The 23961-nt window shown below is 69.3% G+C and carries 19 protein-coding genes; 12 read left to right on the top strand and 7 right to left on the bottom strand.

Annotation, left to right across the window (positions count from 1 at the left end; all coding sequences use genetic code 11):
• Positions 1 to 142: 142 nt before the first annotated feature.
• Positions 143 to 715: a type IV toxin-antitoxin system AbiEi family antitoxin domain-containing protein gene (locus VF794_RS24000; protein WP_331114217.1), complete on the top strand. Its 573-nt coding sequence runs from the start codon at positions 143 to 145 to the stop codon at positions 713 to 715.
• Positions 716 to 826: 111 nt separating this feature from the next.
• The gene (locus VF794_RS23995) at positions 827 to 1633 is read left to right on the top strand and encodes a nucleotidyl transferase AbiEii/AbiGii toxin family protein (protein ID WP_331114215.1); all 807 of its coding nucleotides are present in this window, start codon (positions 827 to 829) and stop codon (positions 1631 to 1633) included.
• Between the two features lie 9 nt (positions 1634 to 1642).
• On the opposite strand, the gene VF794_RS23990 is transcribed toward VF794_RS23995, so the two are convergent.
• Positions 1643 to 3418: a DUF885 domain-containing protein gene (locus tag VF794_RS23990; protein ID WP_331114213.1), complete on the bottom strand. Its 1776-nt coding sequence runs from the start codon at positions 3416 to 3418 to the stop codon at positions 1643 to 1645.
• A gap of 280 nt (positions 3419 to 3698) precedes the next feature.
• Between VF794_RS23990 and VF794_RS23985 the strand changes: the two genes are divergently transcribed.
• A complete protein-coding gene (locus VF794_RS23985) occupies positions 3699 to 6386 on the top strand; it encodes an AsmA family protein (protein ID WP_331114211.1) in 2688 nt (895 codons plus the stop codon).
• 20 nt (positions 6387 to 6406) lie between these two features.
• Positions 6407 to 6709: an AAA family ATPase gene (locus tag VF794_RS23980; RefSeq protein WP_331114209.1), complete on the top strand. Its 303-nt coding sequence runs from the start codon at positions 6407 to 6409 to the stop codon at positions 6707 to 6709.
• 47 nt (positions 6710 to 6756) lie between these two features.
• Here VF794_RS23980 and VF794_RS23975 read toward each other — a convergent pair whose 3' ends face one another.
• The 3 genes from VF794_RS23975 to VF794_RS23965 all read right to left on the bottom strand — a co-directional run bounded on the left by VF794_RS23975 (position 6757) and on the right by VF794_RS23965 (position 9660).
• A complete protein-coding gene (locus VF794_RS23975; protein WP_331114207.1) occupies positions 6757 to 7398 on the bottom strand; it encodes a hypothetical protein in 642 nt (213 codons plus the stop codon).
• 208 nt (positions 7399 to 7606) lie between these two features.
• Positions 7607 to 8611, bottom strand: coding sequence for an alpha/beta hydrolase (locus tag VF794_RS23970; RefSeq protein WP_331114205.1), 1005 nt, complete (start codon positions 8609 to 8611; stop codon positions 7607 to 7609).
• A 56-nt stretch (positions 8612 to 8667) separates the two neighbouring features.
• Positions 8668 to 9660, bottom strand: a complete 993-nt coding sequence (locus VF794_RS23965; RefSeq protein WP_331114203.1) for a glutathione S-transferase family protein — start codon at positions 9658 to 9660, stop codon at positions 8668 to 8670.
• Positions 9661 to 9833: 173 nt separating this feature from the next.
• On the opposite strand from VF794_RS23965, the gene VF794_RS23960 reads away from it, so the two are divergent.
• On the top strand, positions 9834 to 11540 hold the full coding sequence (locus VF794_RS23960; RefSeq protein ID WP_331114201.1) for a HAMP domain-containing sensor histidine kinase: 1707 nt from the start codon (positions 9834 to 9836) through the stop codon (positions 11538 to 11540).
• Here the strand turns inward: VF794_RS23960 and VF794_RS23955 are convergent.
• Positions 11488 to 13866 (bottom strand): sensor histidine kinase, encoded by a 2379-nt coding sequence (locus VF794_RS23955; protein WP_331114199.1) that lies wholly within the window; start codon positions 13864 to 13866, stop codon positions 11488 to 11490. The two genes, VF794_RS23960 and VF794_RS23955, sit on opposite strands and share 53 nt — an antisense overlap.
• Before the next feature lie 99 nt (positions 13867 to 13965).
• Positions 13966 to 14262, bottom strand: coding sequence for a hypothetical protein (locus tag VF794_RS23950; protein WP_331114197.1), 297 nt, complete (start codon positions 14260 to 14262; stop codon positions 13966 to 13968).
• 171 nt (positions 14263 to 14433) lie between these two features.
• Here VF794_RS23950 and VF794_RS23945 point away from each other — a divergent pair, with 171 nt between their 5' ends.
• From VF794_RS23945 to VF794_RS23915, 7 genes are all read left to right on the top strand, one after another.
• Positions 14434 to 16944, top strand: coding sequence for an ATP-binding protein (locus VF794_RS23945; protein ID WP_331114195.1), 2511 nt, complete (start codon positions 14434 to 14436; stop codon positions 16942 to 16944).
• Positions 16945 to 17032: 88 nt separating this feature from the next.
• Positions 17033 to 17584 carry an SRPBCC family protein gene (locus VF794_RS23940; protein WP_331114193.1) on the top strand — a complete coding sequence of 184 codons (552 nt, stop codon included), beginning with the start codon at positions 17033 to 17035 and terminating at the stop codon, positions 17582 to 17584.
• A 76-nt stretch (positions 17585 to 17660) separates the two neighbouring features.
• The gene (locus VF794_RS23935; protein WP_331114191.1) at positions 17661 to 19370 is read left to right on the top strand and encodes a D-arabinono-1,4-lactone oxidase; all 1710 of its coding nucleotides are present in this window, start codon (positions 17661 to 17663) and stop codon (positions 19368 to 19370) included.
• A 4-nt stretch (positions 19371 to 19374) separates the two neighbouring features.
• Complete coding sequence (locus tag VF794_RS23930) at positions 19375 to 20607, top strand: FAD/NAD(P)-binding oxidoreductase (protein WP_331114189.1); 1233 nt, start codon at positions 19375 to 19377, stop codon at positions 20605 to 20607.
• A 15-nt stretch (positions 20608 to 20622) separates the two neighbouring features.
• Positions 20623 to 21534 carry a sulfite exporter TauE/SafE family protein gene (locus VF794_RS23925; protein ID WP_331114187.1) on the top strand — a complete coding sequence of 304 codons (912 nt, stop codon included), beginning with the start codon at positions 20623 to 20625 and terminating at the stop codon, positions 21532 to 21534.
• 45 nt (positions 21535 to 21579) lie between these two features.
• Positions 21580 to 21999, top strand: coding sequence for a hypothetical protein (locus tag VF794_RS23920; protein WP_331114185.1), 420 nt, complete (start codon positions 21580 to 21582; stop codon positions 21997 to 21999).
• A gap of 18 nt (positions 22000 to 22017) precedes the next feature.
• The gene (locus VF794_RS23915; protein ID WP_331114183.1) at positions 22018 to 22539 is read left to right on the top strand and encodes a hypothetical protein; all 522 of its coding nucleotides are present in this window, start codon (positions 22018 to 22020) and stop codon (positions 22537 to 22539) included.
• Positions 22540 to 22546: 7 nt separating this feature from the next.
• Here VF794_RS23915 and VF794_RS23910 read toward each other — a convergent pair.
• The coding region (locus tag VF794_RS23910) for an ATP-binding protein (RefSeq protein ID WP_331114181.1) at positions 22547 to 23961 on the bottom strand (1415 nt) is incomplete at its 5' end.

The raw sequence follows: 23961 nt of genomic DNA, 5'->3' as shown, positions 1-23961 counted from the left end.
GGAGGAGCAGCGCCCCTGACGCCGCGAGCGACAACCCCATGGCGGCCAGGGGCTCGAGGTCAGCCAGGCGTCGGGTCATGCGGCCAAGGTAGACCAGGAGCCTTCCGTTGCACGAATGTTCAACCGGATTTAACATTCGTGCATGCAGGCGAAGCGCCCGAATCCACCTGATTGGGAGCGACTGTACGAAGTCGCCGCCGGCCAGGGGGGCTACGTCACCACACGACAGGCGCAGGAGGCTGGCTACTCACTGCCGCTCCTGACCCATCACGTGAAGCAGGGACGCCTTGAACGTGCCCGCCGAGGTGTCTACCGCCTCGCGCACTACCCGGCCGGAGAGCACGAAGACCTCATCATCCTCTGGCTGTGGAGCCAGCAAGCGGGTGTCTTCAGCCATGAAACAGCGCTGTGCCTGCATCATCTCTCGGATGCGCTGCCCGCCGTGCACCACTTCACCTTGCCTGCGGCCTGGGCTCGGCGAAGGCTGCGTGTGCCTCGCGGAGTTCGCCTGTACTTCGCGGACGTCGCGGGAGCGGATCTGGTCTGGGTTGGAGGAGTCCCCGTGACTTCGCCCCTCCGCACACTCGTGGATTGCGCGACCTCGGCGGTTCTCCCCGAGTTCATTCACTCCGCCTACAGACAGATTCAACAACGGGGACTCGCGGCTCCGGACGAACTACGAGACAGGTTGCCCCGCTCTTTTGGGAGGAGGTGACTTTTCAGGTAGACTCGGTTCGTGACTTCCAGGCGATACGCAACCCCCGGTGCCTTCAAGCAGGCGCTTGAAACCCGCTTGCGCAGTGCCGCAACGCAGCAGGGCATCCCCATGAACCGACTGCGTCAGCGACTCATCTTCGAGCGCTTTCTCGTACGGGTGTTCGCGGTACTCGGGGAGAGCGCCACGCTCAAAGGAGGTGTGGTGCTCGAAATGCGTCTCGCCAGGGCTCGCGCCACGAAGGATGTGGATCTGCGCTGCACGGGGAGTCCCGATTCCCTGCTCAAGCACCTCCAGTCCGCGGGACGACGCGACGAAGGGGACCACCTCTTCTTCGAAGTGAACCTCACCTCGGACGGCGGCATGCTCGAGGGAGAGGGAATCCTCTACGAAGGCCGCCGCTTCCGCGCCGAAGCCCGGCTCGCGAACAGTCCGTATGGAGACCCATTCGGAGTCGATGCCGCATTCGGCGACATGATGACGGGTGAGGTCGAGCACCTCGAAGGAAGTGACCTTCTCTCCTTCGCGGGCCTCCCGCGCTCGCGACTCCGCGTCTACCCTCGCGAAACGCACATCGCCGAGAAACTGCACGCCTACACGCTTCCGCGAGGGCGCGAGAACTCCCGGGTGAAGGACTTGCCAGATGTCGCGCTCCTGGCCCAGACCGGAGCCTTCACTCGCACACGTCTACGTGCGGCGCTCGAGCGAACCTTCGCATTCCGCGGTACGCATCCCCTCCCTGGCTCGATGCCATCACCGCCGACCTTCTGGAACACCCTGTACGCACGCATGGCGCGAGACCATGAATTGCCCTGGCCCACGCTCGCGGACGTTCATCGCGCCGCGAGTGCCTTTATGGCTCCAGTCCTGGGCAGCGGCGGGGAGACATGGAACCCCGAGCGCTGGACCTGGGAGTGAGCCCCACGCCTACTCCAGCGACGGTCCCGTGTCGCCCGGCATCAGCACCTGCCGAGCGAGCGACACCGGCAGCCCGAGCCGCAGGAACCGGTCGTGGAAGTCGCGCAGCGAGAACGTCTGTCCCCGCGCCTCCAGGTAGCGCCGGTAGTCCTCGCGCAGCTTCAATATCTGCATCCGCCCCAGCGCGTAATAGAGGTACGTCGGGTTGAACGTGCCGCGCTGCACCTCGCGCAGCGCCGGGAAGGGCTCGAAGTAGGCGATCTCCGCGTACCGCTTCGCCGCTCCCTCCACCGACTCGCCGAAGGCGTGCATCGACAGGCCCGCGTACCACCGCGCATGCCGCTGCAACGCTCGCCGCAACTGCCCCAGTCGCACCGCGGGCGCTCCCCCGCCGAAGCCCTCGTCCACCATCATCTGCTCCACGTAGTGCGCCCAGCCCTCCACCAACGACGTCGGCGTGAACACCTTGCGCACCTCCGTGGGAATCTGGGCTTCGTACAACAACTGCACGAAGTGGCCCGGCATCGCCTCGTGCACGGTGATTCCCAGCAGCCCCGCGTGGTTGAAGTACGTCAGGTGCTGCGCCTTCTGCTCCTCCGTCCACCCCGCCTCGACGTTGGTGATGTTGTAGAAGGCCTCCGTCGCTCGCGTCTCGAACGGCCCCGGGGTGTCCATCGACGCGAAGCCCATCCGCGCGTATGGCGGCGTCTCGCGCACCGTCGGCAACCGCTCCGAGGGCAGCGTCAGCAGTCCCTTCTCCAGCACGAACCGCTGGCACTCCTCCAACTGCTTGCGCGCCGTGGGAATCAGCTCCTCCGCCGTCGGGTGGTCGTGCACCAGCGCGTCCATCACCTCCGCCGGAGACTTCGTCGCATCCACCCGCGCCGCCTCCTTCGCCACCCACGCCTGGTACTCGCGGATGGCCCGCTCGTTGATGTCCCGGAGCTGCTCGGCCGTCAGCGCCACGTGCTCCTCCAGCGCGAGCTTCTTCTCGAAGAGCGCCCTCCCCAGCCGGAAGTCCCCGTTCGCCTTCGGCAACAGCTCCTGCTCCTGCCAGCGCGCGAAGCCCTCCACCTCGGCCGTGGCCCTCGCCAGCACGGTGGAGAACTCCTGGCGCAGCGCCGCGTCCACCCGCGCCAGCCCCTGGGCCTCCAACGCCTTCGGCAGGTCCGTGCGCAGGAAGCCCACCGTACCGCGCGTGTCGCGCAGGGCCTGCTCCGCCCATGGCTTCGGTACGTCGCGCAGGTTGGCCTTCGCCGAGGCCACCACCGCCGGAACCCCCGCCATGCGTGCCATCAGGCTCCGCATCCGCTCCTCCACCGGAGCGAACTCGCGCTGCGTCAGCGACGACAGGCCACTCGCGAGGAGGCTGTTGTAGAACATCGGGTCGCGCTGCCACTCGCGCGTCTCCTCCAGCGACAGCAACTCCGCGCGCAGGGCGTTCTCCAGGATGCGCACGTCGAACACCGCATCCCCCGTGAGTGTCGAGCGCTCCAGCCGCTCCAGCCGCGCGAGCCACCCGTGCAGCGCCTCCGCCCGGCGCTGGAAGGCCTCGGCCGTCAGCTCCGGCAGCCGGGTGTCGTGGGCATGCAGTCCCAGGTTCGTCGCGCGCACCGGGTGCGCGGCGTAGTACGCGTCGAGGTACTCGCGGGCGAAGCGGGTGTATTCGGCATCGGCGGCGGAGGGGGCCATGGTGGACGAGGAGGCCGTCGGCGCGGGGCCCGTACGCGCGGTGCACGCGGGGACCAGGAGCAGGGCGGCGCAATAGAGGATCGAGCGAAGCATCACGCTCCCAGTGTCCATCCTCCGGCGCGGCCCAGGGAAGGCACTTCGACCCGGGTACCGCTCGGGGAGCGGGCGGGCGGACTCCACGTCCGGGGCCCAGGTGCATGTTCGCCACCCCCTGCCGTCCAAGCCGGTGAATGCCATCTTCAACATCCAGTCCCCAACCCCCGTACACGAGGGACGTGCGGCAGAAGCCCCTCTGGGTTATGGCTTCCCCCGCCTGCCAGCCCGGGCTCCGAGCAAACCACGGGAGTCCGCTCGCTGGAGGAGGTAACGCGTGATGTCCGAACAGCATCCGAAGAAGAAGCGTTGGCCCTATGTCCTGGGCGGCATCGTCCTGCTCCTGGTGGTGGTCGTGGGGATCGCCCTGTCGCGGCTCGACTCCTTCCTGCTCCAGCGCGCCCGCACCGAGGCCGCACTGCTCTCGCAGCAGCTCGGCCGGCCGGTGGAGATTGGCGACATCTCCACGCAGCTCCTCCCCCACCTGGGCGTCGAGGTGGAGGACGTGGTGGTGGGTGCCGCCGAGGGCGAGCCCGTGCCCCTGGTGGAGCTGAAGCGGCTGGACGTGGGCGTGGCGCTCTGGCCCGCGCTGACGTCGCGCGGCAAGGACATCCAGGTGAAGAACGCCGAGGCCAAGGGTCTCACCGTCAACGTCGTCCGGCTGCCGGACGGCACCACCAATGTCTCGCGGCTCCAGGAGAAGCTCGCCCAGCAGCAGCCCGAGGAGGAGCCTCCCGCCGAGGAGCAGCCGCCGAAGGATCTCTCGGGCGTGCGCGTGGACCGGGCGGCGCTCACCGACGCCACCATCCGCTTCCTCGACCGGAGCGGGGCACAGGCGCGCGAGCTGGCCATCACGGACCTGGACATCGAGGTGAAGGACCTGCGGGCGGGCAAGCCGCTGGAGGTGGCGCTGCACGCCGCGGTGCTGGCGGAGAAGCAGAACCTGCACATGACGCTCCAGGCGGCGCCGTTGCCGGCCTCGCTCACCCCGGTGCCCGAGCGTCTGGTGCTGAAGGCCGACCCCATCGACCTGGCGCCGTTGGGACCCTTCCTCGGCCCGGATGTGGGGCTCCAGGCGGGCCAGGTGCAGGCGGACTGGACGGCGGACCTCGGCGCGGCGGTGCCCGGCGGCAACGGGCCCACGAAGCTGACGGGTGGCCTGCGCGCCCAGGGCCTGCGCTTCGCTGGGGCCGAGGGCGGCAAGGCGCTCGACGTGGTGCTGGACACCAACGTCACGGGCGACATGAAAGCGGGGGATCTGTCGCTGGAGAAGTTCCTCGTGGAGCTCGGCCCCGCGCGCATCACCGGCAAGGGCCAGGTGAAGGGGCTGCTTTCCGAGACGCCGGTGGTGAAGGACTTCGAGCTGGTGGGGCAGAACCTCGACCCGGCGGTGCTGGCCGAGTACTACCCGCCGCTGCGCAAGCAGGTGGCCAACCAGGTGTCGGGCCCCATCGGGCTGGTGGTGCGGGGCGGGGGCACGCAAGAGGCGCAGGCCCTGACGGCGGACGTGGACCTGACGCCGGTGCGGCTGCGCATCCCCGCGCAGCTCTCCAAGGAGGCGGGAGCGCCCATGCGGCTGACGTCCCGGCTCACCGGGGCCGCGGCCAGCGGAGGCGCGCTGCGCTTCGACGCGAACATGGACCTGACGGGCGCGGACCTGAGGCCGGGGACGCTGTTGGACAAGCCGCCCGGCCAGCGCTTCACGGTGGACACGGCGGGCACGTACCAGCCGGCGCGCGGCAAGGCACCGATGAAGGTGGACCTGGGCCGGCTGAGCGTGGCGCTGCTCGAGTACACGATGACGGGCACGGCCTCGTTCTCCCAGGCGGGCCAGGGGACGAAGCAGACGACGACGTTCGCCATGGCGCTCAAGAGCCCGCGGCTGAACGCGGACGAGCTGCTCATGACGGATGAGGAGGTCACCGCCGTCACGGGTGGCGCGCCCGAGGGGCCCGCGGATCCGAAGCGCTTCAACGGCATGCGCGGGGACATGCTGTTCGAGATTGGCTCGCTGCGGATGAACGAGATGGACCTGTCCAACATGGTGGCCGAGCTGAAGATGGTGGACGACCTCATCACGGTGGAGCGCTTCACCACGGGCGTGTACGGCGGCACGGTGTCGGCGGGAGGGAGCACGGTGCGGCTGGGGCCGGCCGCCGAGCAGCGGCCCTTCGAGCTGAAGGCGGAGGTGCGCGGGATGGACGTGGCACAGGCGATGTCCAAGCGGGTGCCGCGCAAGGTGCTGGGCGGGACGTTCGACGGGCAGATGAACCTGTCGGGCGTGGGCTACTCGGTGGAGAGCCTCCAGCAGCGACTGGCCGGAGCCATCGACGGCAACCTGCTGGGCGGAGCCTTCTTCGGCACGGACATCCCGGCGGCGGTATCGGGGCCGCTGGTGAAGGCGCTGCCGTTCGCTGGCAAGGTGCTGAACAACGAGGGAGTGACGCAGCTCTCGGAGCAGTTGCCGTTCGGGGTGACGATCAAGAACGGCGTGGCGCAGCTCTCGAAGCCCATCACCTGGACGAGGCCAGACGTGGCGATGAGCTTCGACGGCGGCATCGGACTGGACGGGACGCTGGACCTGGCGGGGACGGTGAACATGGGGCCGCCGCTGGTGCAGAAGATGACGGCGGGGCGGGCGAAGCCGACCGATCCGATTCCCCTGGCGTTGAAGCTGACGGGCAAGGCGTGGAGCCCGGAGGTGACGGGGCTGGACGTGAAGCCGGCGGCGACGGCGATCGCCAAGATGGCGGCGGCGAGCGCGGCCACGGAGCTGCTGGGCGAGAAGGGCAAGAAGGTGGGGGAGGTCATCACCGGCGGCACGAAGGCCGCGGAGGAGGCGGCGCGAGCCGAGGCGGACAAGCGGAAGCAGGAGGTGGAGGAGCGGGCGCGGCAGGAAGCGGAGGCCGCGCGCAAGCGGGCCGAGGAGGAGGCGAAGAAGCGCGTCCGGGGCATCTTCGGGAGGTAGAAGGGTAAGCTGGGGACACGATGCCCACCACGCTCGACCGAATCGAGATCCAAGGCTTCAAGTCCATCCGCGAGATGCGGTTGGATTTGAAGCCGTTGAACGTGCTCATTGGCGCGAACGGCGCGGGAAAGAGCAACTTCATCTCGGTCTTCGGGCTGCTGCGCCACCTCATCGAAGGTCGATTGCAGGTCTATGTGGCGCAGTCAGGCGGTGCGGACGCCCTTCTGCACTTCGGACGCACTGGGAGAAGAACGTCTTCGGCGGGCGGCCTCCCGAGGAGATCAACGAGGGCCCGACAACGGCGCCCTCCAAACGTCTCCTGAAGCTCTTCACTTCCATCAATGGGTGTCAGCGCTCGAAGCGCTCTGAGTCACGGGGCCGCGGTCTCAATCCCGGCCGAGTCCGACCCCACGGCCGCCGGTCCGCGCTGGCGCGGCGGGAACTCGCGCACCACCCGCTGGGTCGGCTCGGTGGTGAGGAACACGTCCGGGCTCGCGTCCCGCAGCAGCCCCACGTTGAGCACGTGCTTGCAGTAGCCCCAATGCCCCGAGTCCCAATACTCGATGCGCTCGTTGTAGACGCCGCGCCCCCACTGGCCGGGAGCCAGGAGGAAGAGTTCCTCGTGCTTCTCGCCCCGGGACAGGCCGCTCCCCTCGCGCCGACCGGGCATCCCCATCCGGGCGTAGTCGAGCAGCACCCGCACGCCCTCCTCCGTGCACTCGACGCGGAAGGCCTCCGCCTCGACGAAGGACTTCTCCTTGTGCACCTTCGTCCATTCCCGGGGCAGGAACCGCCGCTGCTCGGAGAAGTACACATGGTGCACCCGGAGCGTGCCGTCATCCGGCCCACGCCAGGACTCGGGCAGCGCCATCGCCAGCGGGGTGGTGTTGCGCAGCCGCGCCCCGCTTCCGCCTCGCGACTCCTTCGTCCACTCGGTGGTGAGCAGTTGCAGGAACAGTCCGGAGCTGCCGCCATTCACGTGGGGAGTGCCTCTGCTGTGGTGCCGGGCCATGTGTGGCTCCCAGACGGGGCGAGACCCCAGAACGAGCGAGAGGCCCCCTGCCCTCGCGTTTCCCCGGGCGAACACCCACCCGGCCCTCCCATGTGGGGCCAAGTATCCGCAACGCCGGTATTGCCGGCAATCCCCCTACTTCCCTTTTACCTGCCCCCAGCGGCATGAGCGTCGGAGGAGCAACAGTGCACCCTCTCCGAGGAGCGCGTTACCCAACGCTCGCGAGGGGAAGCGGGGACGCCGTCAGGCCCCGGAGGTGCTCGCACAGCTTCGCGGTGCCACGCACGGATTCGGGGAAGCCCTCGCCGAAGGTCTGGAAGTTGTGGACCATCTCCGGCCACTCCTCCAGGTGGGCGCGCACGCCCGCGGCCCGCGCCTTCTCGACGATGCGTGCGCCGTCGTCGTGCTGCATCTCGGCGGTGCCCACGTGCACGAACAGCGGCGGCAGCCCCCGCAGGTCCGCGTACCAGGGAGAGGCGAGCGGCTCCCTCGGGTGGGCCTCCCCGAGGTACCACTTCGCCCAGTGCAGCAGCATGCGCTTGTCGCCCCAGTCCTGGAGGCTGTTGCGCTCCACGCTCTCGCCGCTGCACTCCAGGTCCACCCACGGAGCGATGACGACCGCCCCCGCCGGCAGCGGCACGCCCCGGTCTCGCAGCGCCACCAGCGCGGAGATGGCCAGCCCTCCTCCCGCCGAGTCCCCGCAGAACACCACGCGCTCCGGCTTCACCCCCGTGGACAGCAGCCAGCGGTAGGCGGCCACGGTGTCCTCCACGGGCGCGGGGAAGGGGTGCTCGGGTGCCAGCCGGTAGTTGAGCCCCAGCGCCCGCGCTCCCGTGCCCAGGGCGATGCGCGCGATGAGGTCCCCGTGCGTGCGCGTGGAGCCGTAGACGTACGCGCCCCCGTGCAGGTACAGCACCACGTCCTCGCTCGCGCCCTGGTGGGGGATGAACCACTCGGAGGGGACTCCGCCCGCGTCCACCGGCTCGCGCTTCACGCGCTTGAGCGCCGCGGAGGGAAGGGACAGCGACTCCATCTCCGCGCGCTGCGTGGGCGCATCGAGGTGGATGACGCGCTCGTTGAGGGCCTTCATGAAGGCCACGGTGGCCTCGTACTTGAAGCTCCACCCGGGCCGCAGCGGCCCTCGCTTCAGGCGCCGCGCTCCCGTGGCGAGGCTCGTGCGGACCAACGTGGACAGCGTGGTGAGGTGTCCCATGTGCGTTCCCCCTGGTGCACGCGCATTGTGCACCAGGGGCCCGCCCGAGGGGGGACTCAGTGCCTCGTGACGCTCGACGCCGGGGCCATCAGCCGGGGGCCCAGCCGGTCCCGGTTGTGCGGCGCCAGCAGGTCCACCGCCGGCCCCATCGGCACCAGTCGCGAGGGGTTTACCGCGTCCTGGCTCCAGTAGTAGTGCACCTTGATGTGGTCGATGTTCGTCGTCTCCGCGAACCCGGGCGTCTGGTACAGGTCCAGCAGGTAGTTCCACAGGTTGGGGTAGTCCTGGATGCGCGACAGGTTGCACTTGAAGTGCGAGTAGTAGACGAAGTCGAAGCGCACCAGCGTCGTGTAGAAGCAGATGTCCGCCTCGGTGAGCACGTTGCCGCACAGGTAGCGCTGCCGCTCCAGCACCTGCTCCCAGTGCTCCAGCGCGCCGAACAGCTCCCGGCACGCCAGCTCGTACGCGCCCTGGCTCGTCGCGAAGCCCGCCTTGTACACCCCGTTGTTCACCGAGTCGTAGAGCGCGTCGATCGTCTCGTCCACCTGCTCGCGCAGCCCCTCGGGCCAGAGCGTCACCGGGTTGCGCGCGAAGGCGTCGAACTCGGTGTCCAGCATCCGCATCAGCTCGCGGGACTCGTTGTTGACGATGGTCCGCTCGCGCGCGTCCCACAGCACCGGCACCGTCACCCGCCCCGAGTAGTGCGGGTCCGCGCGCAGGTACACCTCGCGCAGGTAGTGCGCCTCGTTGAGCTTGTCCGTGTCCGAGCGCGGATAGTTTCCGAAGCGCCAACCCTCGCGCCCCATGCGCGGATCCAACACCGTGACGCCCACCGCCTCCTCCAGCCCCTTCACCTTGCGCATGATGAGCGTGCGACTCGCCCACGGGCAGGCATAGGAGACATAGAGATGGTAGCGGCCCGCCTCCGCCGGGAAGCGCCCTTCACCTCGCGCGGAGACCCGGTCATGGAAGCGCGTCCGTGGACGCTCGAAGCGTCCGGCCTCGTTCGGGGCGTACCAGTCCGTACGCCACTCTCCTTCCAGCAACATTCCCAAGAGAGCTCACCTCCGTCGTTGGGAAACTCTCGACACGCCGCGGCACGAGGACAACCTCCCGGGCTCGTGGCAACCCGTGAGCGCGCCTCCCCGCTCGCCCCTCTCCACGCGCCTCCCCTGGTGGCTTCCGGAGGGCATCCCCATCTTGTCCTTTTCGGATGTCCGGTATGCCCAAGGTCGCGGACTTCATCGACACCCACCGGGAGCACCTCATCCAGCGCATCCTCGAGGAGGCGAGCAGGCTGGAATCCTCGCGGGGGCTCAGCGCCTATCAGGTCACCAATACCTTCCCCGAGTACCTCGACACCCTCGCGCGCATCTCCCGTCAGGGCTACCGGGAGGACCCGGCCTGTACCAAGCAGCGCCTGGAGGAGAGCCACATCGGCCTGCGGCTGCGGTTGGGCTATACCCAGGCGGAGGTGACGAGTGAGTACGTCCTCCTCGGCCGCCTCCTCGCCACCCTCTGGGAGGAGCTGCCCGCCGAGCAGCAGCCCGCACCCGAGGACGCCGTCCTGCTCTTCCAGGAGCTCCAGGACGCGATGGACCAGGTGGTGGCCACCTTCAGCGGCTACAGCGCGGAGGACAGGCAGGCGGAGAAGCGCAGCCTGCGCCGCCTGGAGTCCGTCGCCCCCGAGGCGTTGGAGCGCCACCACCCCGAGACCCTGGGCCCGCGGCTCGCCCCTCTGCTCCAGGTCATCCAGGAGGGGCTGGGTGCGGACGGCGCGGAGCTGCTCCTGGTCAACCGGGAGGGAACGCGGCTGGTGCCCGTCGCCGCCACCGGCGCCTGCCCCCCTCCCTCGCCGGAGGACTTCGTCCCACTGGACAGCCCCTCCTTCGCCACCCAGGTGGCGCGCGCGGAGGAGCCCCTCCACCTGCCGGATGCCTCGTACACCCCCCTGCCCGTGCGCGATGCGCTGCGCTGTAGCGGCCTGCACTCGCTGCTCGGCCAGCGCCTGTGGCCCCAGGGCAAGCTGCTGGGCATCGTCTACGTGGGAGTGAGGCAGACGCGCGCCTTCGAGCCCCGCGCCCGGCGCTTCTTCGAGATGCTGGTGGAGGTCTTCTCCGGCCTGCTGGAGCGGGCCTTCCTCGTTGGAGAGCTGCGCGCGGCCAACCAGCGGCTGCGCGACGCCGCGGAGTTCGAGCAGCAGCTCATCGGCATCGTCAGCCATGACCTGCGCAACCCCCTCAACGCCATCCACTTGTACGCCACCACGCTCTTGCGCCGCCGGGACATGGACGAGCGGCAGGCCAAGGCCCTCCACGGCATCCTCAACGCGTCGGAGCGCGCCAGCCGGCTCATCCACGACCTGTTGGACTTCACCAAGGCCCGGCTGGGCGGCGGCCTCCCCATCCAGCGCCGGCTGTTGGACCTGCACGAACTCACCCGGCAGGTGGTGGACGAGGTGCGGACCACCCACCCCGAGCGCCAGCTCCAGGTGGAACAGCACGGCGACGGCCAGGGCGAGTGGGACGGGGACCGGGTGGCGCAGGTCCTCACCAACCTGCTCAACAACGCGCTGGCCTACAGCCCTCCGGACACCCCCGTCCGCGTCGTCACGCGGGGCCTGGATGAACATGTGGAGCTCACCGTCCACAACGCGGGCGACCCCATCCCGGAGGCGCTGCTCCCCCGGCTCTTCGAGCCCATGCGCCGGGGCGCCCACGAGGGAGACAAGGCCAGCGGCAGCATTGGCCTGGGCCTCTTCATCGTGAATGAGATCGTGCGCGCGCACGGCGGAGTCGCGGCAATGCTCCCTCCCACCGGGGAGATGCACTCCCCGGCCGTGGAGGTGCGCTCCCTCGCCGGAGAGGGCACCACCTTCACCGTCCGCTTCCCCCGGCGTGAGCCTCCGTCCGGGGTAGCTCCACGGTGAAGGTGGCCCCCTGCTCCGGTGCGCTCTCCACGCGGATGGTGCCACCCATGGCGGTGACGATCTCCTGGGTAATCCACAGCCCCATCCCCAGGCCCCCGTAGTGGCGGTCGCTCACCGCTCGCTCGAAGCGCTCGAAGATGCGCGACTGCATCGCGGTGTCGATGCCGATGCCCTCGTCGCGCACCCGCAGCACGGCCCGCGTCTCGGACGCGCTCAAGGACACCTCCACCGGCCGGCCCCCGCCATACTTCAGGGCGTTGGACAGCAGGTTGCTCAGCACCTGCTCCAGCCGCAGCCGGTCCCACCATGACACCACCGGCCCCTCCACCCGCACGTGCAGGGCACACTCGACGCGCTCGGCCTCGGGGCGGATGCGCTCGATTTCCTCGTGCACCAGCGCGGCCAGGTCCAGCTCCTCCGGGTGCAGCACCAGCCGGCCCGAGGTGATGCGGGACACGTCGAGCAGCTCGTTCACCAACACGCTCAGCCGGCCCACGCTGCGCTCCATGCCCTCGAGCCGCGCCACGGTGCGCTCGGACCAGGGGCCCTCCTGGCGGGCGCTGGCCACCAGCGCCTGGGCGTTGAGCTTCAGCGAGGTGACGGGCGTGCGCAGCTCGTGCGCGGCCACCTGGAGGAAGCCATCGCGCAGCCCGATGGCCCGCTGGGCCTCGCCGTAGAGCAGCGCGTTGTCCACCGCGATGGCCGCCCGGCGCGCGAGGTCCTCGGCCAGCCGCTGCTCCTCCGGGCCATAGCGCAGACTGGTCTCGGCGCGCACGAGCGTGATGGCGCCCAGCACCCGTTCGCGCGAGCGCAGCGGCACCACGAGCAGGGAGCGCAGGCCCAGCTCACGCAGCAGGCGCAGGTGCTCCGCGTCCTTCGCGTAGCGGGCGAGCGCCTCGTCGGAGAGCTCCCGCGCCAGCAGCGACTCGCCGCTGCGCATCACCCGGGCGGAGGCGGTCTCGAGGTCCTCGGCCCGGGGGTAGAGCCGATCCACCTCCTCGGCCAGCCGTACCTTCTCCATGTCCCGGTGGATGAGGACGATCCGGCGCCCCTTGCCCCACGCGTCCACCACGTCCACGGCGCACCAGTCGGCGAGCACGGGCACGGCCAGCCGGGCCATGCGCCGCAGCGTGTCCTCGTAGTCCAGCGAGCTGGTCAGCACCTCGCTGGCCTGGGCGAGGAAGCGCAGGTTGTCCTCCGCGCGCCGGCGGACGGTGACGTCCATCACCGTGCCGATGAAGCGCACGGCCCGGCCCTGCTCGTCGAAGAAGCAGCGGCCTCGCGAGGACAGCCACCGCTGCACGCCGTCCAGCAGCCCCCGGGTGCGGTACTCCTCGAGAAACTCCCCGTCGCCGCCGGGCTGGAACACGCGCTGGATGGCGGCCTCCACCCGGGCCCGGTCCTCCGGGTGGACGCCCGCGAGGAAGGTGGCGAAGTCCACCTCCAGGTTCGCCGGGAGTCCAAAGAGGGCCTTGCACCGCTCGTCCCAGCGCAGCTCGCCGCTGAGGGGGGCGAAGTCCCAGGTGCCCAGCGAGGCCGACTCCATCGCCAGCCGCAGGTGCGTCTCGCTCTCCTGAAGCGCCACCGCCTGCTCTCGGAGCGCCTGCGAGAGCGCCTCCGCGCGCTGGCCCGCCGCCGCCGCCTCCACCAGCCGCCGCTCGCGCTCCTGCCGCTCCTCGTTCACCCGCTCGCTGTAGTGGGCGAAGAAGTCGCCCAGGCGCGGCTCCTCCTCCAGCAGCGGCCCCAGGTTCTCCTCGACGCGCCGGTCCGCCTCGTAGACCAGCTCCGGATGGGACTCCACCCACAGGTGGCAGGACTTCACGTAGGCGAGGAACACCACGAGGTGCCCGTAGCGCTCGGAGCCGAGCAGCCGGCGCACCCGCTGCCGGCACCGCTCCGTCTGGTACTGGTGGACGAAGAGGAAGACGGCGCAGCGGAACAGGTCCTCCTCCAGGTGCGAGCCGGGCTCCGGCCAGGCAATGGGCTCCTCCCCCTGTGCATCCATGCGGGCGAGCGCCTCGTCGATGGAGCCATGAGCGGGCGGGAGGTGCTCCAGCAGGTCCAGCACCTCCGAGGACTTCATCCCCAGCGGCCGCAGCGCGCACGCGTGGCACAGGATGCAGTAGGGCACCACGCAGTAGCGCGACAGGTAGGTGAAAAGCTTCTCGCGGAAGAGGACGGGGAGGGGGTTCTCCACGTAGCTCTGGCGCGTCTGTTGCCAGAGGTTCTCCAGCACCGCGGGGTTGTCCTCGGCGGGAGCGAAGAATGGAGGGAAGAACCCGAAACGAGCCTCGATCTCCTCCCGGATTTCCCGTGATGTACGCATTCCTGGATGGGGCGGAGGAACCCGGCCCTCGCCTCTCAAGGTTCAACAGGAGGTGGACAAAGCGCCAGTCCAGGACTGCCTGCTCGGAATCCCGGCGGGCTACTCCTCTTCCGCAATCCGCCTCGTGACTTCCAGGAGTGTAACTCGCGTGCGCTCGGCGTCCACCGCATAGAGGACGGCGTACCCCTCGACGATGAAGGCCCGCGGGTCCGTGCTGCCCGCCTCCCGCGGTGGGTGGGACTGCCGCGTGGAGCCCATCTCGTTGGCGATGGCATCCAGCTTCTCGCGAATGCGCCCGTAGTCGTCAGTCGCCAGGGTGGCGAGCTGACTCCAGGCCGATGGACTGATGTCCACCGAGTACGCCGTGACCGGGTGTATGTCTCGCGCGCTCCGCATCTCGAGCGGGACTATAAGCATGGTCCGAGCCAGAGCATCCTCCCTGCTCTCCTGGATCGGCCTACGGGCGTGAGGACGTTTACCACCGCACGGGAGGTATTACAGACCCCGGCAAAAATTACGGCGCCCTGCCCATCATCGCGAGGGTGGGGGAGGCGCCGAGGAGCCCCGATGACTCACGAACACCCAGCCACCGCGGCCGAGCCCGCGGGTGCTGGCGGAGGTTGGTTCCACGAACTCCTGGGGCAGGTGTCCAGCGGCGACTGGTACATGCCCCACGGGCACTGCTACCTCTGGCAGCCACCGCTCGTGTGGATGCACGTCCTGTCGGACTTCTTCATCGGCGCGGCCTACTTCTTCATCTCGCTCACCCTCTACTTCCTCGTCCGGCGCATCCGGCTTCCCTTCAGCGGGATGATCATCGCGTTCGGCGTCTTCATCGGCGCGTGCGGGCTGACGCACTTCATGGAGGTGTGGAACGTCTGGCAGGCGCACTACTGGCTCGCGGGCGGGGTGAAGGTGGTGACGGCGGCGGCCTCGGTGTTGACGGGCGTCTACCTCGTCCCGCTCAAGGGAAGAATCGCCGAGCTGGCGAGTGCCGCGCGGCTGGCCGAGGAGCGCCGGACGCAGCTCGAGTCCAAGAACAAGGAACTGGAGTCCCTCTACGCCCGGGTGAAGGAGTCCGAGGATCTCAAGACCCAGTTCTTCGCCAACGTCAGCCACGAGCTGCGCACGCCCCTGGCCCTCATCCTCGGCCCGGTGGAGAAGCTGCTGGACGACACGGGCCTCACCGCCGCCCAACGAAGGGACCTGGAGACGGTCAACCGCAACGCGGAGCTGCTCCTCAAGCACGTCAATGATCTGCTGGATGCGTCGAAGCTCGAGGCCGGCAAGGTCGAGGCCCAGTACACCCAGGGCGACCTGGCCCAGCTCGTCCGGCGCACCGCCGCGTACTTTCCCTCGCTGGCCGCCGAGCGGCAGGTGGTCCTCGCCGTGGAGGCCCCCGCGTCGCTGCCCTGTCAGTTCGACGCCGAGAAGGTCCAGCGCGTGCTGCTCAACCTGCTCTCCAATGCCTTCAAGTTCGTCCCTCGGGGCGGAACGGTGCGCACGGCGCTGGCCTCGCGCGACGACCTGGCGCTGCTCACCGTGGAGGACAGCGGCCCAGGGGTGAAGCCGGAGCTGCGCGGTGTCATCTTCGAGCGCTTCCGGCAGGGCGAGGGGGGCGCGACGCGGCGCTTCGGTGGGACGGGACTCGGGCTCACCATCGCCAAGGACTTCGTCACGCTGCACGGCGGTCGCATCACCGTGGATGAGTCTCCCCTGGGGGGAGCACGCTTCACCGTGGAGCTGCCGCGGACCGCGCCCCAGGGCGTCCCCGTGCGGGAGCAGCCTCCCGCAGTAGTGGCCACGATGCTGGAGGTCGCCGCCCGGCAGGGCGTCTCGGAGCTTCGCACCCCCTCTGTCACGGCCGCGCCTGGGCCCACGGTCGACTCCTCCCACCTCGCCCTCGTCGTGGAGGACAACGTGGAGATGAGGAACTTCATCTCGGAGACGCTCGGCACCGAGATGCGGGTCATGACGGCCGAGAACGGGCGCGAGGGCCTGGAGAAGGCCCGGGCGCTTCGGCCCGACGTGCTCGTGACGGACATGATGATGCCCGAGCTGAGTGGCGATCAGCTCGTCCGTGAGGTGCGTGCCGACGAGAGCCTCGCCTGCCTTCCCATCATCCTCCTCACGGCCAAGGCGGACGAGGCCCTCAAGCTGGCGCTCCTGCGCGAGGGGGCGCAGGACTACCTCACCAAGCCCTTCCACCCCGAGGAGCTTCGGGTGCGGGCGCACAACCTCGTCGCCATGAAGCGGGTGCGGGACACCCTGCGACAGGACGTGGCCACCCGGACGAACGACGTGGAGGAGCTGGCCCGGGAGGTGTCGCTCCGGCACCGGCAGCTCGAGGCCGCGCTGACGGCCACCACGCTCGCGCGCGAGCAGGCGGAGAAGGCCAGCCTCGCCAAGAGCACCTTCCTGCGCCTCGTCTCCCATGAGCTGCGCACGCCGCTGACCGCCATCCAGCTCCACCTCCACTCCCTCGGAAGGGGCCGTGACCCGGCGGCCTCCCTCGAGAAGATCAACCGCTCCTTCAAGCGGCTGGCGGATCTGATCGAATCCATCCTGGAGTACACGCGCATCGAGAGCGGGCAGTTGGTGGTGAAGGTGGAGCGATTCGACCTGGTGGGGCTCTCCCGCGAGGTGGTGGAGGACCTGCTGCCTCAAGCCCAGCAGAAGCTCTTGCGCTTGGAGCTGTTGTCTCCGGAGGAGGTGCCCGCGCTGGAGAGCGATTCCCGGCTCCTCCGCCTCGTCCTCATCAACCTGGTGATGAACGCGCTGAAGTACACGCCGCGGGGCTCCGTCCACGTCTCCGTGGGGCATGGAGCCCAGGGGCACTGGTTCGCCGTCCAGGACACCGGGCCCGGCATCCCCGAGCAGGTGCGCGAGCGCATCTTCCAGCCCTTCGAGCAGCTCGAACCCATCGACCACAAGCACACGCCGGGATTGGGGCTGGGGCTCGCCCTGGTGCGCGAGCTGGTGGCCGTGCTCGGCGGCCGCATCCACGTCGAGTCGGCGGTGGGACAAGGCAGCACGTTCACCGTCGTGCTTCCCCCGAGCGACCAGGGGCCTTCCTAGGCGGGCTGGTCGGCGGGCGAGCGGGCCTTCACAGGGTGGAGCGGGGTGTGTCTATCCATGTGAAGGCCCGACCGCAGGAGCTGTACCCATGTTTGATTCCGTCGCACCATCACAGCAACGACTCCGCCCGGCGTGGCCGCTCGTCTTCGCGCTCACCCCGAGCGAGCCCTCCTTCGCGGGGCGGGCCCATCGCGTCATCGACAACTCGGCCCGCGTGCCGGCCTCCCCCGAGCAGGTCTATGACGAGTTCACCGAGCTCGCTCATGGCGCCGAGTGGCTCGACCAGTTCCTGCACATCGACCTGCACACGCCGGAGGCGCCACCCGATCGTCGCATCTACACCGAGACCCTCACCTTCATGTCGGTGAGGTTCCACGTGTGCGAGGCGGAACGTGGGCGGCGCTGGGTCGCGTCGATCGACAGCTGCTCCCTCCCGCTCGCCGCCCAGATGCTGCAGGAGGTGACCTTCGAGCCGATGGACGACGGGAGCACCCTCTTCCGCTGGCGCATCCATTACACCCCCTCGCGGCTCACACGGCCCGTCCTCGGGACCCTGGAGCCCCTCCTCGGAGGGCTGTTCAAACGAAGCACCGAGCAGCTCGCCACCTTCTTCCAGAACCCGCAGCGCGGCCAGGCATAGAGGGCACATGGACTCGACTTCATCCGCTGACCGATTCAGACAGTTGCTGGACGAATTCCAGAAGGACCCACAGCGCGTGGAGCAGCGCTCCCCCGAAGAACTGCTCGCCTTCCTGAAGCCGGACGTCGAGGAGACCCAGGAGGAGCGCAGGGAGCAGAGCACCGACGGGGGGCGAATTGGAGGCCCTCCGATCCCACCTCCCGATCCGGCCCTGCGTGAGTTCTGGGACCCCCGGACGGACATCTTCCACCCGAGGTCCACCGAGCACGTCAGGTTGCTGCTCGACGCCGCGAGGAACCAGGGCAAGAGGGTCCGCGTCCTGGGCTCACAGCACTCCGTCCGGGACGTCATCTTCGGCGCCTCGCAAGACTTCACCCTGCTGCTCGATGGCGAGCTGCGGAAGATCGAGCTGCTCGAGTCTCGGACAGCGGATGGCTTCAACCTCGTGCGGGTGGGGGCGGGTTGCTACCTCGGCCCCAACCCCGCGGACCCCAGCCAGCGGGCCACGGACACGCTGACGCGCTGGCTCGATGCGCGGGGTTTCGCCTTCCCCATCACCGGAGGCATCACCCACCAGACGATCGCCGGCTTCATCCAGACGGGCTCGGATGGCGGCTCGCTCATGCACTCCTTCTCCGACGCGGTGGAGGAGCTCGAGCTGGTCGACGGGAAGGGAGAGGTACGGACATTCCGCCGCGGCACCAATGAGTTCGCCGCCGCCGGCGTGTCGATGGGGCTCTTCGGCGTCATCACCCATGTCACCCTCAAGGTGGGCACGAGCTACTGGGTCGAGGGCGAAGAGGGGAACCAGGAGCTGGAGGACTCGTTGCTGGCACCTGGACTCGGCGGCGACGCTCTCGTCGAGGCCCTCCGCACGCACGAGTACCTGCGCCTCAACTGGTACCCCCAGAAGAACGTGCAGCGGGTGACGCTGTGGAAGGGAAAACAGGTCGCGAAGCGCGTGGGCCCCCGCGACCCGTACGAGCCCCCGTTGCGCGACGAGTTCTCCAACCTCATGGCGGCGTTGGTGCTGAGGATCATCAACGGCAGCCTGGGGCTGGATCCGGACAGCGACCTCACCCACCAGTTCATCGGAGCGTTGATGAAACCGTTCCTCCCGCTGGGAGCGCCCCAGACGTTCCGCGACGCGTGGCACCTGACGCTCCCCATGGACGACACGGTGCGCACCGATGACATCCTCAGGGTGTTGTTCACGGAGCTGTGGTTCCCCCTGGACAAGGCGGACGAGGTGCTCGGCATCCTGCGGGAGCTGCTGGCCGACCAACGCGTCGCGGGAAACCTCGCGGTGGAGCTCTACGCCGGGAAGCCGTCGCCCTTCTGGCTCAGCCCCGCGCACGAGGGAGGTTCCCTCCGGGTGGATCCCTACCGGTGGGCCTACGACGAGGGCGTGCCCGAGGATCTCTTCGAGCAGTACTGGAAACGCCTGTTGGATGTGGGAGGCGTGCGCTTGCACTGGGGCAAGTACCTGCCGCTGTTCGGCACGCAGTACGGTCAGACCGTCTTCGATCTCCAGTACCTGCGGAAGGTGTACCCCCGGATGGATGATTGGCTCGAGATGCGCCTGGAGATGGACCCGGATGGGCTCTTCTTGAACCCTTATTGGGAGAGCCTCTTGCTATCCGTCGCCAGCACCCAGGAAACGGACCCCGTCGTCCCGAAAGAACCCCCCGCGGACAACGGGCTGCTTGTCCGATGGGCGAAAGCCGCCACCGTGGCCTGCTTGACCCTGTTCGACAAACTCTATGGAGTGGCGGTGCGGGAGTAGAGCCATGCATGCTTCTCGACACCTCGGCACCGAGCGGCACCGGATCCTCATCATCGGAGGCGGCACGGCGGGTATCTCGGTGGCGGCCCGACTGGCGCAGGCGGGGCAGAAGGACGTGGCCCTCCTCGAGCCCAGCACGCACCACTACTACCAGCCGCTCTGGACGCTGGTGGGCGCGGGGCAGGCGCGCATCGAGGACACCCGCCGCGACGAGGCCCGCTACATCCCCAAGGGCGTGACGTGGCTCCAGGACTGGGCGGAGGAGGTGGACCCGGTGGCCCGGGTGGTGGGGACGCGAGGCGGGAAGCGCATCGGCTACGACTTCCTCGTGGTGGCACCGGGCATCCAGCTCGACTGGGACAAGGTGAAGGGCCTGCGCGAGGCGCTGGAGCAGCGGCCCAACGTCTCCAGCAACTACGACGTGCGCTACGCGCCGAAGACGTGGGAGATGCTCCGCGGCTTCCAGGGAGGCACGGCCCTGTTCACGCACCCGGCCACGCCGGTGAAGTGCGCGGGCGCGCCACAGAAGGCCATGTACCTGGCGGCGGACCACTTCCGGAAGCGGGGGCTGAGCGACAAGTCCCACGTCGTCTTCGCCTCGGCGGGCAAGGTCCTCTTCGCGGTAAAGGAATTCGCCGCCGTGCTGGAGCAGGTGGTGAAGCGCTACGGAATCGACACGCGCTTCCAGCACGACCTCACCGAGGTGCGCGGGGAGAGCAACGAGGCCGTCTTCAGGCGCACGAAGGAGGATGGGAGCAGCGAGGAGACGGTCCTTCCGTACGACCTCCTCCATGTGTGCCCGCCACAGAGCGCGCCGGACTTCATCAAGCGCAGCCCGCTGGCGTGGCAGGACGGAGGCACGAAGGGCTGGGTGAAGGCACGCAAGCACACGCTCCAGCACCCGGACCACCCGGAGGTGTTCGCGCTGGGAGATGCGTCGGACCTGCCCACCTCGCGCACGGGGGCGGCCATCCGCAAGCAGGCCCCCGTGCTGGTGGAGAACCTGCTCGCCGTCATGGCCGGACGGGAGCCCACCGCGACGTACGATGGCTATGCCTCCTGCCCGCTCACCACCGGCTACGGCAAGCTGCTGCTCGCCGAGTTCGATTACGACGGCAAGCCCACGCCCAGCATTCCCTTCATCGACACCCTCCGCGAGCGGCGAGACATGTGGCTGCTCAAGAAGTACGGGTTGCCACGGCTCTACTGGGATTTGATGCTGCGCGGGCGCGCGTGAGCCGTGGGTCTCGAGGTGAGGTACACTGACCCGATGATGGTGCTGGGCATCGCCGCCTCACTGCTCATCGGAGTGCTGCTCGGGCTGCTGGGCGGCGGCGGCTCCATCCTCACCGTCCCCCTGTTGGTCTACGTCCTCGGCGTCGAGCCGAAGACGGCCATCGCCATGTCCCTGCTGGTGGTGGGAGTCACCAGTGCCTCCGCCGCCGGGCTGCACGCGCTCGCCGGCCGGGTGCGCTGGCGCACCGCCTTCGTCTTCGGGGCCGGCGGCATGTCCGGCGCCTTCGTCGGCGGGCGCGTGTCCGGCCTGCTCCCGCCGGGCGTGCTGCTGCTCCTCTTCACCGCCGTGATGGTCGCCGCCGCCGTCTCCATGCTGCGGCGCAAGGACTCCCCCGCTCCCGCGCCGGAGGTGGTGCCCGCGCGACTTCCCGTGGCGCGGGTGCTCGTCCAGGGCGGCGCCGTGGGCCTGCTCTCGGGGCTCGTGGGCGCCGGAGGTGGGTTCCTCATCGTGCCCGCGCTCGTCCTGCTGGGGCTGGCCACGCCCATCGCCATGGCCACCTCGCTCGTCGTCATCTCGCTCCAGTGCACCGCCGGGCTGCTCGGGCACCTGGGCCACGTGCACCTGCCCTGGGGACTCACCGCCGCCGTCCTGGCCACGGCCGTGGGGGGCAGCTTCATCGGCGGGCGGCTCGCGGGGCGCATCGCCGCGGGCACGCTGCGCAAGGGGTTCGCCTGGTTCGTGCTCGGCACGGCCTCCTTCATGGTGATGGCCCAGACGCCTCCCGAGCTCCGCGCGCGCGTCACCCCGCTGCTCGCCACACCGTGGCCATGGCTGGGACTCGTGGGACTGGTGGGCGCCGCGGTGCTGCCCTTGAGGCTCCTGCTTCGCGGCGCTCCCGCCCGGTCCGACCCGGGGCACGGGGACTGAGGGCCACCCATGCTACCCTGGGCCCCTTACTGGGGAGGACGACGCATGAGGACAGGGAAGTTCGTGGGAGTGTCTGTCGTGGGAGCGCTGCTGCTGAGCACGGGTGCGCTGGCGGGAGCCAAGGCCACCAGCGAGGTCGTCATCAACACCACCTCCAACGCACCCACGGTGACCGCCATGGGCTCGATGGGCAGCGCTCGCAACAGCGCGGACGCCACCCAGTACATCGGCTGCCAGCTCTCCACGAACAACGTCTCCTCGGGGTCCGTCACGGTGGTCTGCTTCGCCAAGAACGCGGCGGGCCAGTACGTGAGCTGCGTCACCACGGATCCCAACTACGTGAACGTGGCCCAGTCCATCCAGAGCGACAGCTACATCCGCTTCAACTACGACTCGTCGGTTGGCAGCACCTGCACCTACCTGCTCGTCGTCCAGAACTCGTACTACGCACCGAAGCAGCCGTAGGCCACGGGCGCGAGGGAGATGAACCTCCGACCGACACTGGCCGCGCTCGCGGGCCTGGGGCTGGGACTGGCGGTGGGAGGGTGGCCGCGCCCCCCCAGCCGAGACGAGGAGGTCTTGCGCCTGCTCCAGGCCCAGGCGCGACAGCTCGAGGTCCTCGAGGGGAAGCTCCGGGCCCCACCGGGCGAGCACTGCACCCTCACCCTGCCGCCCGGTGCGCTGGACACCCAGGCCCTGCGCGCGGAGCTGGCCCGCCTCATCAAGGAGGAGCTGCGGGCCGCAACCGCGGCGGTGCCGGCCACGCCAGAGCCCGCCGCCCCTCCTCCCCCGCCCTCACCGGTCCAGCTCGAGGCCCGCCGCCAGGTGGACCGGTTGATCGACGCCGCGCTCACCTCGCGGAAGTGGGGCCCCACCCAGGCCGAGGAGTTCCGCCAGCTCCTCACGCAGCTGACCGGGCCCCAGAGCCAGGAGGCCATCGACCGGCTCCTCCGCACCCTCAACAGCGGTCAGATCGATGTCCAGACAGGAGGAGCGCCCTTCTGAGCCGCGTCTAGGCCGCATCATCCCGCTCGCGGCCGGTCTCTTCCCGTCCCTTGGCTCCGTCCGCGCGCATGGGCAGGAAGACCCGGAAGGTGCTGCCCTGGCCCACCTCGCTCTCCACCTCGACGCGCCCGCCCATGCCCACGATGATGCCATGGCAGATGGACAGGCCCAGCCCCGTCCCCTCCCCGATGGGCTTCGTCGTGAAGAAGGGATCGAACAGCCGGGCACGGTTCTCCGGAGGAATGCCAATCCCGCTGTCCTTCACCGCCACCACCACCCACTCCCCTTCATGCGTGGTGGTGATGCGGATCTCATGCGACTTCTCGTCCGCCTCGGGAATGGCCTGGGCGGCGTTGACGATCAGGTTGAGGAAGAGCTGCCCCAGTCGGGACTCGTTGCCATGAACGGGCGGGAGCACGCCGTAGTCCTTCACCAGCCTGGCGCGGTGGCGGATCTCTCCCCGAGCGATGTTCGCGCACGAGTCGAGCAGCGCGTGCAGGTTCACCGGGCCGCGACTCTCGTCGTCTCCACGCGAGAAGGTCTTCAGGTCTCGCACGATGTCACGGATGCGTTGGCAGCCCGCCCTCGACTCCCGCAGCGCCTCCACCACTTCCCGCCACCGCGCCCCCTCCAGCTTCTCGTCCGTGCCCACCAACGCGTGCAGCTCATCGTGGATGAAGCCCAGGTTGCTCAGCACGAAGGCGATGGGATTGTTGACCTCATGCGCCATGCCCGCGGAGAGCGTCCCGAGGGAGGCCATGCGCTCGGAGGCCCGCAGCTTCTCCTGCACCTGCTTGCGCTCGGTCACATCGCGCGCCATGGACACCATCGCCAGCTCGCCATCGAAGACGAGGGGGAATGACACCACCTCGCCCATCACCAGCCGGCCCGCGCGATGCCGGAAATGCACCTCGCAGAGCGTATCCACACCCGAGTAGCGGGTGAGGGCGACCGCCTCTCCATGGAGGACGACGGCCTCCACCGGCCTCCCCTGGAGCTCCTCCGCGCGCTCATAGCCCAGCATCCGCACCGTCGCGGCGTTGACGAAGCTCAGCATCCCCTCGCGGTGGACGATGATGGCGTCCGGAGCGCGCTCGATGAGGGTGCGGAAGCTGGCCTCCGAGCGCCGCAGGGCTTCCTCCACCCGCTTGCGCTCACTGATGTCACTGAAGGTGACCACGAAGCCCACCCGCTCGCCGCCCCGTCGCACGGCATGGGCGCGGTACTCCACGGGAATCTCCGTTCCATCGGCGCACCGGAGCACCTCGTCCTCCCCCTGGACGTACTCGGACGAGCGGAAGCCGACACACACCTGGCAGCCTCCCTCCTTCGAGCCCGTCCCGGGAGAGCGGTGGATGAGCTGATGCAGGGGCAGGCCGAGCACCTCCTCGACGCGCGTGTAGCCGAGCAGGAACAGGGCGG

This window comes from Archangium sp., from assembly GCF_036389735.1.
Lineage (GTDB): Bacteria > Myxococcota > Myxococcia > Myxococcales > Myxococcaceae > Archangium.
This window is presented reverse-complemented; position numbering and strand designations above follow the sequence as displayed.